General features: G+C 64.1%; 12 protein-coding genes and 1 pseudogene. 5 read left to right on the forward strand and 8 right to left on the reverse strand.

The features are described 5' to 3' along the window. Positions 1 to 81: 81 nt before the first annotated feature. From A7A09_RS19060 to proS, 3 genes are all read right to left on the reverse strand, one after another. Positions 82 to 1,266, reverse strand: coding sequence for an ABC transporter substrate-binding protein (locus A7A09_RS19060; protein ID WP_106692883.1), 1,185 nt, complete (start codon positions 1,264 to 1,266; stop codon positions 82 to 84). Between the two features lie 116 nt (positions 1,267 to 1,382). Next, positions 1,383 to 1,874, reverse strand: coding sequence for a DUF2937 family protein (locus tag A7A09_RS19065; protein WP_106692863.1), 492 nt, complete (start codon positions 1,872 to 1,874; stop codon positions 1,383 to 1,385). Further along, complete coding sequence (proS, locus tag A7A09_RS19070) at positions 1,871 to 3,235, reverse strand: proline--tRNA ligase (protein ID WP_106692864.1); 1,365 nt, start codon at positions 3,233 to 3,235, stop codon at positions 1,871 to 1,873. The genes A7A09_RS19065 and proS overlap by 4 nt, the downstream gene beginning before the upstream one ends. A 150-nt stretch (positions 3,236 to 3,385) precedes the next feature. On the opposite strand from proS, the gene A7A09_RS19075 reads away from it, so the two are divergent. Genes A7A09_RS19075 through A7A09_RS19090 form a run of 4 tightly spaced genes read left to right on the forward strand, consistent with a single transcriptional unit; the run spans position 3,386 to position 9,102 of the window. Next, on the forward strand, positions 3,386 to 4,600 hold the full coding sequence (locus tag A7A09_RS19075) for an AI-2E family transporter (RefSeq protein WP_106692865.1): 1,215 nt from the start codon (positions 3,386 to 3,388) through the stop codon (positions 4,598 to 4,600). 9 nt (positions 4,601 to 4,609) lie between these two features. Continuing rightward, entirely contained in the window at positions 4,610 to 5,299 is a 690-nt protein-coding gene (locus A7A09_RS19080) for a P-loop NTPase family protein (protein WP_106692866.1), read from the forward strand. A gap of 42 nt (positions 5,300 to 5,341) precedes the next feature. Then, positions 5,342 to 7,507, forward strand: a complete 2,166-nt coding sequence (locus A7A09_RS19085; RefSeq protein WP_106692867.1) for an RNA degradosome polyphosphate kinase — start codon at positions 5,342 to 5,344, stop codon at positions 7,505 to 7,507. Between the two features lie 56 nt (positions 7,508 to 7,563). Further along, complete coding sequence (locus tag A7A09_RS19090; RefSeq protein ID WP_106692868.1) at positions 7,564 to 9,102, forward strand: Ppx/GppA family phosphatase; 1,539 nt, start codon at positions 7,564 to 7,566, stop codon at positions 9,100 to 9,102. Positions 9,103 to 9,107: 5 nt separating this feature from the next. On the opposite strand, the gene A7A09_RS19095 is transcribed toward A7A09_RS19090, so the two are convergent. From A7A09_RS19095 to A7A09_RS19105, 3 genes are all read right to left on the reverse strand, one after another. Beyond that, the gene (locus A7A09_RS19095; RefSeq protein WP_106692869.1) at positions 9,108 to 9,863 is read right to left on the reverse strand and encodes an SDR family NAD(P)-dependent oxidoreductase; all 756 of its coding nucleotides are present in this window, start codon (positions 9,861 to 9,863) and stop codon (positions 9,108 to 9,110) included. A 105-nt stretch (positions 9,864 to 9,968) separates the two neighbouring features. Next, entirely contained in the window at positions 9,969 to 11,621 is a 1,653-nt protein-coding gene (gene groL, locus A7A09_RS19100) for a chaperonin GroEL (RefSeq protein WP_106692870.1), read from the reverse strand. 53 nt (positions 11,622 to 11,674) lie between these two features. Next, the gene (locus tag A7A09_RS19105; RefSeq protein ID WP_106692871.1) at positions 11,675 to 11,962 is read right to left on the reverse strand and encodes a co-chaperone GroES; all 288 of its coding nucleotides are present in this window, start codon (positions 11,960 to 11,962) and stop codon (positions 11,675 to 11,677) included. A gap of 202 nt (positions 11,963 to 12,164) precedes the next feature. Between A7A09_RS19105 and A7A09_RS19110 the strand changes: the two genes are divergently transcribed. Then, positions 12,165 to 13,175, forward strand: a complete 1,011-nt coding sequence (locus A7A09_RS19110; protein WP_106692872.1) for a TraB/GumN family protein — start codon at positions 12,165 to 12,167, stop codon at positions 13,173 to 13,175. Positions 13,176 to 13,260: 85 nt separating this feature from the next. Here A7A09_RS19110 and A7A09_RS19115 read toward each other — a convergent pair whose 3' ends face one another. After that, entirely contained in the window at positions 13,261 to 15,180 is a 1,920-nt protein-coding gene (locus tag A7A09_RS19115; protein WP_106692873.1) for a monovalent cation:proton antiporter-2 (CPA2) family protein, read from the reverse strand. Next, positions 15,180 to 15,569: pseudogene (locus A7A09_RS20920) on the reverse strand (pilus assembly protein PilP); the annotation flags it as partial. The gene A7A09_RS19115 and the pseudogene A7A09_RS20920, both read right to left, overlap by 1 nt.

The following is a 15,569-nucleotide window of genomic DNA, read 5'->3' on the forward strand; positions in this document are numbered from 1 at the left end:
CTTTTCCGCCAAGGCGGTTGATTATATGTTAATCGGCCCGGCTCCCACGAGGGGATGCCGGGCCTGCTCTTCGTGATCTGCTCAGCGATAGCCGACGACTTCCAGCGCGCCGCCGTTGAAGGCGACTTCGCGATAGACGCCTGCCGATTCGCCAGCGCCGACCAGTTCGACCGAGGTGGCCCCGACATAGTCGATATCGCCGCCGCCATTGATGATTTCCAGCCCCTTGGCCAATTCGCCCGGCAGGATCTTCTCGCCCGGCTCATTGGCGATATCCATGATCTTGTCCTTGTAGCTGCCCGGATCGCTGGAACCGGCAGCGGCCATGGCCAACAGCATCAGCGCGGCTGCATCATAGGCCTCGGCCGAGAAGGCGCCGGTGCCGTCGAAGCCCGCCTCTGTGGCCATCGCGACATAGGTGTCGCGGCCCTCGCCCTCGGCCGCGGGATTCTGGCCGAAGCTGCCGTCGATCTCGGTGCCGAAATTATCGACCAGTGCCTGGCCGACCATGCCGTCGGGGAAGACGAATGTGTCGAAGGCGCCGGTATCCAGCGCGGCGCGCACCACGCCCGAGCCGCCCTGATCGACATAGCCTGCCACGACCAGCGCATCTCCTCCGGCTGCGGCCAGCGCCGCCACCTCGGCCGAATAATCGGCCTTGCCGTCTTCATGGGCGCTGTTGACGGTCACCGTGCCGCCCTTTTCCTCGAACGCGGCCTGGAAGCTTTCGGCAAGGCCCTTGCCGTAGTCGTTGTTGGTATAGGTCACGGCAACGTTCTGGATGCCCTTGTCCATGATGATATTGGCCATCACTTCGCCCTGGCGCGCGTCCGAGGGGGAGGTGCGGAAGAACAGCCCGTTATCCTCGATCTCGGACAGGGCGGGCGAGGTGGCCGAGGGCGAGATCATCACGATGCCATTCGGCACGGCCACGTTTTCCAGCGAGGCGATGGTCTCGCCCGAGCACATGCCGCCGACGATACCCCTGACCTTTTCGGCGGTAATCAGGCGTTCCACGGTGGCGGTCGCGGCAGCGGCATCGGCGCAGGTCGAATCGCCCTTGACCAGCGTCACGGTCGAGCCGTCAAGCAGCAGGCCGGAATCGCTGATCTCCTTGGCGGCGAGTTCGGCCCCGGCCTGCATCGCGGGCGCCATGGATTCCAGAGGTCCGGTGAAGCCGAGCGATGTGCCCAGCTTGATTTCCTCGGCACTCGTGACACCCGCTGCAAGCGCTGTTGCGGCGGTTGCAAGAAGAAGTTTTTTCATCGATTTGTCTCCCTGTTGGAACAACATCCTGTCTTGCAGGTTAAAAGCCCCGTTCACAAAAGGAAAGCGACTTGTCTGGGGGAATTACACGCTTTTGACAAGGAAGTCCGGCGGGCTCAACGCCAGCCGAGGGGGTCCTGACGGCGCCTGAAAGGCAAGGCGGCCAAACCGATTCCCAGCCACCCGAGAACAAGGCCGATGGCGGCCGCGATGAAGCCCGATCCGGTGACCGGAGCCGCAGGGCGAAAATCGCTCCAGGTCGCGCTCAGGGTCTCGGGATCGCGAAGCCGGTGAGGCAGGAGCAGGCGTTCCAGCGGGGCGGCGGCGCGCAGCATCTCCAGATCGTTCCGCGCACGGTTCAGGCGGATGAAGACGCGCTGCATATCGGCCCGGTGCGCATCGCGGAAACCGCTCCCCGAAAGCTCGGCGAGCGCCTGGTCCCGCGTCAGCCCGGCCTTGCGGGCGCTGCCGTCGAAATCCTCGGCCACCCGCGATAATGCATCGACCTGGCCGCCGAGGCGTTGCAGATATTGGTCAGAAAAGGCCGGGAACTGCGACAGGACGGCCGCGCAGAGAACCGCCGCCGCCAGCCGCAGCAGCCGGATCATTTGTCGATCACCGCCGTGTTGAGCACCGGCGCATAGATCGAGCTCAGCCGCGCCACGATATCCTTGGGCGACATTTCCTCGCTTTCGCCACTGCGGCGATTGGTCAGTTCGACCTTGCCATTCGCCAGCCCGCGCGGCCCGACCGTGACCCGCCAGGGCAGGCCGATAAGGTCCATGCCGGCGAATTTCGCGCCCGCCCGTTCGTCGCGGTCGTCGTAAAGCGGATCCAGCCCCGCCGCCCGAAGCTCGGCATAGATCGTCTCGCAGGCGCTGTCGGTGGCGCTGTCGCCCTGTTTCAGGTTGACGATTCCGGCATGGAAGGGCGTCACGCCTTCGGGCCAGATGATACCCTTGTCATCATGGCTGGCCTCGATGATCGCGCCCAGAAGGCGGCTGACACCGATGCCGTGGCTGCCCATGTGGACGGGCACGCGGCTGCCGTCGGGGGTTACGACCGTCGCCCCCATCGGCTCGGAATACTTGGTGCCGAAATAGAAGATCTGGCCGACCTCGATCCCGCGTGCGACGCGGCGGCGGGCCTCGGGGACCTGCTGGAACAGGGCGTCGTCATGGGTCTCGTCGGTGCGGGCATAGCGGCTGGTGAATTCTTCCAGCACGGCCTGGCACTGGTCCTTGCTGTCATAGTCGATCTGCCGGTCGCCAAAGGTCAGGTCGGTGATCTCGCTGTCATAAAAGACCTCGGATTCGCCGGTGTCGGCCAGCACCAGGAATTCATGCGTGTAATCCCCGCCGATCGGCCCGCCATCGGCGCGCATCGGGATCGCCTGCAGGCCCATCCGCTCATAGGTGCGCAGATAGGTCACCAGGTGCCGGTTATAGGCGTGCAACGCGTCTTCCTTGGTCAGGTCGAAATTGTAGCCGTCCTTCATCAGGAACTCGCGGCCACGCATGACGCCGAAACGCGGGCGGATCTCGTCGCGGAACTTCCACTGGATGTGATAGAGCGTCAGCGGCAGATCCTTGTAGCTGCTGATATTGCCGGACCGGAAGATGTCGGTGATCATCTCCTCGTTGGTGGGACCGTATAGCAGATCGCGCTTGTGCCGGTCGCGAATGCGCAGCATTTCCTCGCCATAGTCGTCGTAACGGCCGCTTTCCCGCCACAGGTCGGCCGGCTGCAGGGTCGGCATCAGAAGCGGGATATGTCCGGCGCGCTGCTGTTCCTCGTGCACGATCTGCTCGATCCGGCGCAGCACCTTGTAGCCGAGCGGCAGCCAGGAATAGATCCCCGCTGCCTGCTGCCGGATCATGCCGGCGCGCAGCATCAGCCGGTGGCTGACGATCTGGGCTTCTTTGGGGTCCTCTTTCAGGACGGGCAGGAAATAGCGCGACAGACGCATGGCGTGGTCCTTTGGGTTCGGGTCGGGCCGAGGGTTAGCGGATCGGGATGCGCTTGCCAAGAAGTCGAGAGGGCGATCATCATGCCGCATCTTGCAACCCCCCGCCAAGACCGCCACATTCGCCCCGTATCATTCAAGCGGAGAGACGCGATGAGCGTGCCGGTGCGGAAACAGGTGATGTGGTGGGGTGTCGCGGCGCTGGTGCTGTTCGTGGCCATGTGGCTGCTGGGGCAGGCGATCCTGCCCTTCCTGCTGGGGGCGGGCATCGCCTATATGCTGGATCCCATTGCCGACCGGCTGGAGCGGATGGGCCTGTCGCGGACCATGGCGGTGGTGGTGATCACCGCCGGGGCGGTGTTCATGCTTGCCGCCGTGATCCTGCTGATCGTGCCGACATTGCTGCGCCAGGCCACGGCGCTGATCGAGACGGCCCCCGAGATGATGGACAAGGCGCGCGGCTTCGTCACCACGCATTTCCCCGAACTGGTGCCCGAAGGCGGCACGATCGGCTCGGCCATCAGCGACCTGGGCAAGACCATGGGCGAACAGCTCGGCAAATTCGCGGGCACGCTTCTGGGCTCGGTGCGGGGCGTGTTCGGGGTCATCGCGCTTTTCGTGATCGTGCCGGTGGTCACATTTTACCTGCTGCTGGACTGGGACCGGATGGTCGAGAGGATCGATGCGCTGCTGCCCCGCGAACATGCCGGCACGGTCCGCCGCCTCGCGACCGAGGTCGACGGCGCCTTGTCGGGTTTCCTGCGCGGGCAGGGGCTGGTGATCCTGATCCTCGGAACCTGGTATTCGCTGGCGCTGGCGCTGGTCGGCCTGCCATTCGGCTTTTTCATCGGCATCATGGCGGCGGTGCTGTCCTTCATCCCCTATGTCGGCGTGCTGATCGGCGGGGCCACTGCCATCGGCGTCGCGCTGTTCAGTTTCTGGGGCGATCCGCTCTGGATCGGCGCCGTCGTGGTGATCTTTGCCATCGGGCAGGTGGTCGAGGGCAATTACCTGCAGCCCAAGATCGTCGGCGGGCATGTCGGGCTGCACCCGGTCTGGCTGCTGCTTGCCCTGTCGGTCTTTGGCGCGCTGTTCGGCTTTGTCGGGCTGGTGCTGGCCGTGCCGCTGGCCGCCGCCCTGGGGGTGCTGACCCGGTTCCTGATCGAACGCTACCTGGAAAGCCCGCTCTATACCGGCAAATCGGCCCCGCCCGAACCGGCGCCGCCGGTGCTGGTCGAGCTGGCGCCGCGTGGCACATTGGCGGCGGATCTGCGCGAGACCTATCGGCGCGAGGAAGCGGAAGATGACAAGCGGATCGCCGAGGCAGGCGAGCCGGTGCAGCATGACGCCTCGAACAGGCAGGGCTGAGATATCGGTTTGCCCAGGCAATTGACCCTCGACCTGACCACGCCACCGGCCTTTTCGCGTGGCGATTTCCTGCCCGCCACTGCGAATGAAGCGGCGCTCTTGACCCTGGACGCACCTCAGGACTGGCCGCGGGGACGGATGCTGCTGATCGGGCCGGAAGGCGCGGGCAAGTCGCATATGGCGGCCTTCTGGGCGGCCGAGAACGGCGCGCGCAAGGTCGCGGCGGGTGGGCTGAATCCCGAGATGGCCGATCACCTCGTGGCCGAGGGCGGTGCGCTGGTGGTCGAGGATGCCGACCATGCGGGTTTTGCCGCCGGGGCCGAGCAGGCGTTGTTCCACCTGTGGAATCTCTGCGCCGCGCGCGATTGCCTGTTCCTTCTGACCGCCCGCAGCGCTCCGCGCGATTGGGGGCTGCTGCTGCCCGATCTGCGTTCGCGCATGGATGCGATGGCGCAGGTCAGGCTGGGCCCGCCGGACGAGGCGCTCCTGGCCGCGGTGCTGGTCAAGCTGTTCGCCGACCGGCAATTGACCGTTTCCGCCGGACTGATCGAGTGGCTGGTGCTGCGCATGGATCGCGATCTTGGACTGGCGCGCCGCCTGGTCGCCGCGATGGACCGGGCCGCGATGGCGCGCAAGGGGCCGGTAACCCGCCGGATCGCCGCCGATCTGCTGGACAAACTGTCCCCGGTTGACGCATGATCCGCCGGCGATTTTTCGCCCCTCGAATCTTATCCGGACAGCATGACCCAGGCCAACTTCCTTCGAAATCCCTTCCCGGAACCCAAAGAACTGCCTTCGGGCACCCCCGAGGGGCCTGCGCGGTTCTTCAACCGCGAGCTGAGCTGGCTCAGCTTCAACTGGCGGGTCCTGGACGAGGCGAGGAACGCCCGGGTGCCGTTGTTGGAACGGTTGCGTTTCGTGTCGATCAGCGCGGGCAATCTCGATGAATTCTATACCGTCCGCGTGGCCGGCCTGCGCGAACTGGTGCGCGAAGGCAATACCTCGCCCTCCGATGACGGGCTGACCGCTGCCGAGCAGTTGAAGCTGATCGATGCCGATGCCCGCCGTCTGATGAGCGCGCAGCAGGGCGTCTGGAACCGGTTGCGGCGCGAGATGGAAGAGCAGGGGATCATGATCCTGTCGCGCGGCAATATCACCCGCGCGGAAGAGGAGTTCCTGCGGCAGCATTTCGAGAACAAGGTATTCCCGGTGCTCTCGCCGCTGGCCATCGACCCGGCGCATCCCTTTCCCTTCATTCCGAATGCCGGCTTTTCTCTGGCCCTGGAACTGGCGCGCGAAACCGACGGCCAGCGGATGCAGGCGCTGTTGCCGATCCCGGCACAGTTGCAGCGTTTCATCCCGCTGCCCGGCGGCCAGCGCTTCCTGCGGCTGGAGGATCTGTTGCTGATGCATCTGTCCAGCCTGTTTCCCGGCTACCGCGACACCGGGCATTGCGCCTTCCGGGTGCTGCGCGACAGCGATCTGGAGGTCGAGGAAGAGGCCGAGGACCTGGTCCGCGAATTCGAGACGGCGCTGAAACGGCGCCGCCGGGGCAGCGTGATCCGGCTCAAGATCACCGCCGGGGCGCCTGACCGGCTGCGGCGCCTGATCATGGAGGAACTGGAAGTCACCCGGGACGAGGTGGTCGAGGTCGAGGGGCTTCTGGGCATGGCCGACTTGGGCGAACTCGTGCTGGACCATCGCCGCGACCTGTTATGGCCCGGCTTCACCCCGCGCGTGCCCGAGCGGGTGCAGGACCATCATGGCGACATGTTCGCGGCGATCCGGCAAAAGGACATGCTGCTGCATCACCCATACGAGACTTTCGACATGGTGGTGCGTTTCCTGAACCAGGCAGCGCGCGATCCGAACGTGCTGGCGATCAAGCAGACGCTTTACCGCACCAGCCGCGACAGCCCGATCGTCGAGGCGCTGTGCGAGGCGGCCGAGGCGGGCAAATCCGTCACCGCTCTTGTCGAGTTGAAGGCGCGTTTCGACGAGGCCGCCAATATCCGCCAGTCACGGCGGCTGGAGCGGGCCGGGGCGCATGTCGTCTATGGTTTCGTGAACTACAAGACCCATGCCAAGATCAGCACCGTGGTGCGGCGCGAGGGTGACGCGCTGGTGACCTATACCCATTACGGCACCGGCAATTACCACCCGATCACGGCGCGGATCTACACCGATCTGTCCATGTTCACCTGCGATCCGGCCTTGGGGAGGGACGCGACCAAGGTTTTCAATTACCTGTCGGGATATGTTCAACCGGACGGGCTGGAGAACCTGTCGATCTCGCCCATCGACTTGAAGGAAAACCTGCTGGCCCTGATCGCACGCGAGGCCGAACTGGCCCGGCAGGGACGCCCGGCGGCGATCTGGGCCAAGATGAATTCGATCATCGAGACCGATGTGATCGAGGCGCTCTACGCGGCCAGCAATGCCGGGGTCCAGATCAGTCTCGTGGTGCGTGGGATTTGCGGGATAAGGCCAGGCATCAAGGGTTTGTCCGAAAATATTCGTGTGAAATCGATCATTGGCCGTTATCTCGAACATTCCCGTATCGTCTGCTTTGGCAATGGCCACGGACTGCCGTCGAAAAAGGCGCGGGTGTTCTTTTCCTCGGCCGACTGGATGGGGCGTAACCTGTCGCGGCGGGTGGAGACGCTGGTCGAATGCCATAACGAGACCGTCAAGGCCCAGATCACCAGCCAGATCATGGCCGCGAACATGGCCGACGAGGCGCAGAGCTGGCTCTTGCAGCCGGATGGGCGATTTGTCCGCTACCTGCCCGACGGGCGCGAGGATCTGTTCAACTGTCATCGCTTCTTCATGGAAAACCCGTCGCTTTCGGGGCGTGGCACGGCAGGTGCGCGTGACGTGCCGGCATTGACCCATTCTGCCGATTGACGGGCGATGCGGATCACGCCATTAACGAAGGCGATGCGCAAGCAGGGGGCTTTGCAATGAACGGCGTCCGCATTTCGACCGGGCAGGTGGTAGAGCCTTTCGGCGACAATTTCTATGCCAAGCTGCCAAAGCGCGCCTTGTCACGGGTCGGAGTGGTCGATGTCGGCTCGAACTCGATCCGGCTGGTGGTGTTCGACGGCGCCGCGCGCTCGCCGGCCTATTTCTACAATGAAAAGGTCATGGCCGGGCTGGGGCAGGACATGGCCACGACCGGACGACTGAACCCGGCGGGGGTCGAGCGAGGATTCGCGGCGCTGCGCCGTTTCGCGGCCCTTGCCAAGGGCATGGATATCGAGCCATTGACCTGCGTGGCAACCGCGGCGGTGCGCGAGGCCGAGGACGGGCCGGAATTCCAGGAACGCGTCGAGCGTGAAACCGGCCTCAAGCTCTGGGTCATCGATGGCGAGGAAGAGGCGCGGCTGTCGGCGCAGGGCGTGCTGCTGGGCTGGCCCGAGGCCAAGGGGCTGGTCTGCGATATCGGCGGCAACTCGATGGAACTGGCCGAGGTCGAGGGCGGCAAGGTCGGCCGTCGCGCCACCTCGCAGCTTGGGCCGTTCCGGCTCCAGCAGGTGCAGGGCGGCAAGGACGGGCTGAGGAAACATATCCGCGAGATCATGGCGGAGCTGGCCGCGAAGCTGGGCACCGATCATGAACGGATCTACCTGGTCGGCGGGTCCTGGCGTGCCATTGCCCGGCTGGACATGGAGCGGACCGGCTATCCCATGACCGTGCTGCATGAATACCGCATGACGCCGGATTCGGTGAACGAGACGGTGGACTGGATTTCCGAGAACGATCTGAACCAGTTGCGTGGCCGCGTCGGTATCTCGTCTTCGCGGATGGAACTGGTGCCGCTGGCATCACGGGTGCTGTCTGAACTGATCGCGACATTCAAGCCGACCGAGCTGGCGGTTTCCAGCTACGGTATCCGCGAGGGGCTGCTCTACGAACAGATGTCCGACCGGTTGCGCCAGCGCGATCCGCTGATCGAACTGGCCCGGTTCACCGAAAGGCAAATGGCCCGGATGCCCGGATTCGGCAAGCAGCTATACCAGTTTCTCTTGCCGATCTTCCAGGACGCTCCGCCCGAGCGGGAACGCCTCATCCGTGCCGCCTGCCTGCTGCATGACACGACATGGCGCGCCCATCCCGATTACCGCGCCGAGGTCTGTTTCGATAATGTGACCCGCGCCAATATGGCGGCGCTGAGCCATCAGGAACGGATCTTCCTGGGATTGGCACTGCTGCACCGCTACAAGAACAGCCGCTCGAAATCGCCGATGGCGCCGCTCTTTGAACTGCTGTCCAGGGACGAGTTGCGCGAGGCCGAGATCCTGGGCAAGGCGATGCGCTTCGGCGCGATGTTCTCGATCGACGACCCGTCCGAGGCCGGGGCGCTCAGATATCGGCCCGATGAAGGACAGCTTGAGCTGAAGCTGACGGCGACGGGGCGGAAGCTGGCCGGAGAAGTGGTCGAGTCCCGCTTCAGATCCCTGTGCAACTCGATGGGAGTCGAGCCCGTCGTCAGCGTGTAAGCGGTTCAGGCAGGGGTTTTCCGCAAGGCGGGAAGGCCGACGCCGGTCGATTCGAAACCGCCATCGACGGCAAGGACCTGCCCGGTAATGTAGCTGGCCTTCTCGCTTGCCAGGAAGGTGATCGCCTCGGCCAGCTCTTCCTCGCTGCCATAGCGGTTCAGCGGGATCGCGTCGTGATAGGCGGCGATGATTTCCGGGCTGTGGACGGCCATGGCCAGCTTGGTGCGCACCGGGCCGGGGGCGACGCAATTGGCGCGGATCCCGTATTCGCCGAGTTCCGCGGCCTGCTGGCGGGTCAGCTGGATGACGGCGGCCTTGGAGGTGCCATAGGCCACCCGCAGCGTCGAGCCGCGCAGACCCGAGATCGAGGCGATGTTCACGATGGCGCCACCCTGTTTCCTCAGCGCCGGAATGCAGACCTGGCTGACAAGGAATGTCCCGTCCAGGTTGGTGGCCATGACGGCGCGCCAGCGGGCGAAATCGGTTTGCTCGATGGGGCCGAAATCGGCGATCCCGGCATTGTTTACCAGCGCGTCGATGCGGCCGGTCCGGGCTATGACCTCGGCAACCATCGCCTCGACCTGGTCGGGCTCCGAGATGTCGCAATCGACGGCGAAACCCTGCGCGATCCCCGGTGCGACGCGTGCCAGTTCCTCGCTGTCGCGGTCTACCAATGCGACCTGCCAGCCCTCGGCCGCGAACAGCCTGGCCGTCGCAAGACCGATCCCGCGTGCCGCGCCGGTGACGATTGCCGTTTTCATTGCATTTCCTCCTGCTCGATTGCTGCCATTCATAGCCCGGTCACCGCAAAAGAAAAGGGCGCCCGAAGGCGCCCTTTCCGTATCTGCCAGAGGGCAGGGGGATGATTACATCATGCCGCCCATGCCACCCATTCCGCCCATGGCATCCATGCCGGCGCCACCGCCCTGGCCCTTCGGCTCGGGCTTTTCGGCGATCATGGCTTCCGTGGTGATCAGCAGACCGGCAACCGAGGCCGCGTCTTCCAGCGCAGTGCGGACAACTTTGGCCGGGTCGATCACGCCGAACTTGAACATGTCGCCATATTCCTCGGTCTGGGCGTTGAAGCCAAAGGTCTTGTCTTCGGATTCGCGGATCTTGCCTGCGACCACGGCACCATCGACGCCTGCGTTCTCGGCGATCTGGCGCAGCGGAGCCTCGAGCGCGCGGCGCACGATGGCGATACCGGCGTTCTGGTCCGAGTTATCGCCTTTCATGCCTTCCAGGACCTTGGCGCCCTGGACCAGAGAGACACCGCCGCCGACCACGACACCTTCCTGAACGGCAGCACGGGTGGCGTTCAGCGCGTCATCGACGCGGTCCTTGCGCTCTTTCACCTCGATTTCGGTCATGCCGCCGACACGGATCACGGCAACACCACCGGCCAGCTTGGCCACGCGCTCTTGCAGTTTTTCCTTGTCGTAATCCGAGGTGGTTTCTTCGATCTGCTGACGGATCTGCGAAACGCGGGCCTCGATCTCGGACTTGTCGCCATTACCGTCGATAATGGTGGTGTTGTCCTTGTTGATCTGGATTTTCTTGGCCGTGCCGAGCATGTCGATGGTGACATTCTCTAGCTTCATGCCCAGGTCCTCGCTGATGACCTGACCGCCGGTCAGGATGGCGATGTCCTGCAGCATGGCCTTGCGGCGATCGCCGAAGCCCGGAGCCTTGACGGCAGCGATCTTCAACCCGCCGCGCAGCTTGTTGACGACCAGGGTGGCCAGGGCCTCGCCCTCGACGTCTTCAGCGATGATCAGCAGCGGCTTTTGCGACTGGATCACCGATTCCAGCAGCGGAACCATCGGCTGAAGCGAGGACAGTTTCTTCTCGTGCAGCAGGATGTAGCAATCCTCCAGCTCGGCGACCATCTTGTCGGGGTTGGTCACGAAATAGGGCGACAGGTAGCCGCGGTCGAACTGCATGCCTTCGACGACCTCGACCTCGGTCTCCATGCCCTTGTTCTCTTCGACGGTGATCACACCCTCGTTGCCGACTTTCTGCATCGCGTCGGCGATCTGACGGCCGATCGAGGCTTCGCCGTTGGCCGAGATGGTGCCGACCTGCGCGACTTCGTCACTGTCATTCACCGGGCGCGAAGCGGCCTTGATGGCCTCGACGACCTTGGCGGTGGCGCTGTCGATGCCGCGCTTCAGATCCATCGGGTTCATGCCGGCGGCGACCGCCTTCATGCCTTCGCGGACGATGGCCTGGGCCAGAACCGTCGCGGTGGTGGTGCCGTCACCGGCCTCGTCATTGGTGCGCGAAGCGACTTCGCGGACCATCTGGGCGCCCATGTTCTCGAACTTGTCGGTCAGTTCGATTTCCTTGGCGACCGTCACACCGTCCTTGGTGATGCGCGGCGCGCCGAAGGATTTGTCGATCACCACGTTGCGGCCCTTGGGACCAAGCGTCACCTTCACCGCGTCGGCAAGGATGTTGACGCCTTTCAGCATCCGGTCGCGGGCATCAGTACTGAATTTGACTTCTTTACCAGCCATTTGATTCTCCTGGAATTTCTATCGTGAAGTTGCGTATCCGGGGCGCGGCTGGATCAGCCGATGATGCCCAGGATGTCGCTTTCCTTCATGATCAGCAGCTCTTCGCCGTCAACGGTGACTTCGGTGCCCGACCATTTGCCGAACAGCACACGGTCGCCGGCCTTGACAGCCGGTGCGATCAGCTCGCCCGAATCCTTGCGCGCGCCTTCGCCGACCGAGATGATCTCTCCCTCTGCGGGCTTTTCCTTGGCGCTGTCGGGGATGATAAGACCGCCCTTGGTCTTTTCGTCCGATTCGACGCGGCGGACCAGCACGCGGTCATGCAGCGGTTTGAATGCCATTGGTGAACACTCCGATGTTTCAGGTTGCAGTGTCTTTGTTGGCACTCACTACCGGTGAGTGCCAATGGCGTTGATCTAGGCAAGTGCTGCGCGGCTGTCAACGGGGAGTGCGGACAATTCGACGGACATTTCGCTAGCGGGGGGCGTTGAAACATGCCAGCCTGCCCCGCATATGACAGTTCAAGAGGAAGGCGGGTTTCGGATGCGGGTTTTGCTGGCGGGTTTGTTTGCGCTTTGGGCCGGTGCGGCGGGTGCGATGAGCTGCGAGGGCAGGAACCTCATCGAGGCGCTGCCAAAGGATAGGCAGGACCGGCTGGATGCGGCGGTCGCCGAAACGCCCTATCACAGCGGCATCCTGTGGCGCGCCACCAAGGGTCGGGCATGGATCACGCTGGTCGGCACCTATCATTTTCCCGATCCCAGGCATCAACACATGCTGGAGCGTCTGGCCAAACCGCTGGACGAGGCCGCCGCCCTGTATGTCGAGGCCGGTCCCCGGGAAGAGGCGCGGCTGACCCGGGCATTGACCGAAGATCCTTCGCTGATGGTGAATGAGGATGGGCCCACATTGCCCGAACGGCTGACCAGGGCCGAATGGGAAACGCTGTCCGAGGCCATGGCCGAACGTGGATTGCCCGCCGCCGTGACCGCCAAGCTGCGCCCCTGGTATGTGGCGATGATGATCGGCGTTTCTCCTTGCGTGCTGCAGGGGGCGGCGCAGACAGGTGAAATTCAGGGGCTCGATCACCTGCTGATGGATAAGGCCGAGGAGATGGAATTGCCGATCCGCGCGCTCGAGCCCTGGGACACCGTATTCACCCTGTTCTCGGGCATGACCGCCGAGGAAGAGGAAAACATGATCCGTTCGGCATTGCCCGCCGCAATCTATGCCGACGATTATGCCGTGACCCTGACGGATGCCTATTTCGCGGGGGATATATGGGCGATCTGGGAATTTGGCCGTTTCGACGCCTATGAGAACTCGGGTCTCGACAAGGCAGAGGTGGACGAGCAGTTCACCTTCGCCCAGACCCGGCTGATGGATCGGCGGAATCAAAGCTGGATCGAACGGCTGACAGGCGGGGCAGAAGCCGCGGCGCAAGAGGGCAAGGGGGTCGTCGCGGGCTTCGGCGCCCTGCATCTACCGGGCGAAAGGGGCGTGCTGCGGCTTCTGGAGAACCGGGGCTGGAGGATCGAACGGCTGGATGGATAGCCGCTGATCCATATGCTGCAGAGGGCTGGGAACTTCGAGCGGGAAATTCCGGATTCCTGCCTGGAATCATTGGATGCGGGATGCGTCAGCCAAGGGGCGTGCGTTGGGGCTGGCCACCAAGATCCGCCCCGGTTTCCTGTTGGCTTCCGGAAGGGGATGGCGGATCGTCGGCATTGTCGGCGAAACGATTCATCAATGCGGTTTCAAGCGTGCGGTTCAGTTCCCGGCTGAGCTGGATATATTCGGGGTTCTGCTCCAACGGAACGCCGGGCTTCCAGACCTCGGCCAATTCCCGCAGCGAGGCGCGGTCGAGCCGGTAGAAGATCTTTTCAAGCTCGGCCGCCTCGAAGGCGGAGAGGCCCGCATTCTCCAGCACATAGCGGCCGGCGCGCAGCGAGCTGTCGAACAATTCGCGCACGATGTCATTCGCCCCGGCGGCATAGAGCTGGTAGACATTCACCCGGTCGCGGGCGCGGGCGATGATATGCAGATCGGGGCGGCGTTCGCGCGCATATGTGATCAGCTTCAGATTGGCGGCCGGATCGTCCAGCGCCGCGACAAGGATCCGGGCCTTTTCCAATCCGGCGGCGGCAAGGATCTCGGGCCGCGTCGGATCGCCGAAATAACCCTTGAAGCCAAAGCGGCGCATGACCTGGATCACCTTGAGATCGTGGTCCAGGACCGTGGTTCGAAAGCCCGACATGGTGACCATGCGATTGATGACCTGGCCGAAACGGCCGACGCCGGCGATGATGATCGGCTGTTGCTCGTCGATATCGTCATCGGGTGTATCGGGCTCTGACATCTCGCTGAGGCGGCGCCTGATCTGTGCGTGGATGATGAATAGCAGGGGCGTCACCAGCATGGAGAGCGCGATGACCAGCAGGAAACCCTTGGCGAGATCCTCGGGCAGAATGGCCAGCGCGACCGCGTAGGAGATCAGGACGAAGCCGAATTCCCCCGCCTGTGCGAGTGACAGGGTGAAGAGCGAGCGATCCTTTCGCCCCATTCTTGCCCGGTAGGCGATCAGCCAGAGCACCGCGGCCTTGGTGCCGATCAGCGCGGTGGTGACGCCAAGCACCGGGACCGGCTTGTCGAACAAGAGCTGGAAATCCATTCCCGCGCCGACGGTGATGAAGAACAGGCCGAGAAGCAGGCCCTTGAAGGGCTCGATCTGCGATTCCAATTCGTGCCGGAATTCGGACCCGGCCAGCATCACCCCGGCCAGAAATGTCCCCAGGGCGGGGGACAGGCCGACGAGGATCATCAGCGAGGCGATCCCGACGACGATCAGCAGCGCCATCGCCGTTTCCATCTCGCGCAGATGGGACGAGACGACGAAGCGGAAGACCGGGCGGATCAGGTATTGCCCGATCAGGATTACCGCGCCGACCGCGGCCAGCGTGGCCAATGTCGCGGCCCAGCCCGGCAGGTTCGCCATCAGCGCTTCGCCGATATGGTCCTCGCCATGCCCCGCCTCGCCATGCGGAGCGGCGGGGGCCAGCAGCGGCATCAGCGCGATCATCGGGATCACGGCGATGTCCTGCGTCAGCAATACGGAAAAGGCCGAGCGCCCGCCGCCCGTCTGCATCAGTCCCTTCTCTGTCAGCGTCTGCAGCACGATCGCGGTCGAGCTGAGCGACAGGATCATCCCGACCGTCAATGCCACCGGCCAGTCGAGGCCGAGCCCGACCCCGATCAGCGCGATGAGCAGGATCGTGCTCAGGATTTGCGTGCCGCCAAGCCCGATCAGCTTGCGGCGCATGTTCCACAGGCTGCGGGGCTCCAGTTCCAGCCCGATCAGGAACAGCATCATGACCACGCCGAATTCCGCGAAATGCTGCAGATCGCTCATTTCCGAGCCGGTCAGGTTCAGGACCGGGCCGATCAGGATGCCGCAGATCAGGTAACCCAGGACCGAACCGAGCCCCAAGCGCGCCGATAGCGGCACGGCGATCACCATCGTGATCAGATAGACGGTGGCCAGCAGCAGGAAATTTTCCATTACTGTCCGCTTAGCACCGAAAGCTGCTTTGTCCGCCCGCCCGCGACATAGGTGATCCGGCTGTTTCCGATCTCGGTGATCTTGCCGCCATTGATCTTGTCGCCAAGGCGCAGGGTGATGACCTTGCCGTTGGACAGGCGGATCAGGGCGCGGCTGGCCTTGCCGGCGCCGATCGTGCCGATGATCTGGGTGCGGTTGATCCTGATACCGTCCTTGACCGTCGCCGCAGAGGCGACCGAGGACGGGGTCCGTCCAGCGGAGATCTGTTTGGCAACCTCTGGTTCCTTCTCTGCCTCGGGCGGGGTGTATTGCTGCTGACGCGCGGCGGCGGCGCGGGCCTCGGCCTCTGCCTGGGCACGGGCGCGGGCCTCGGCGGCGGCACGGGCCTG

Origin of the sequence: Paracoccus methylarcula (assembly GCF_003007735.2) — a bacterium.
GTDB classification, from domain to species: Bacteria; Pseudomonadota; Alphaproteobacteria; order Rhodobacterales; family Rhodobacteraceae; genus Paracoccus; species Paracoccus methylarcula.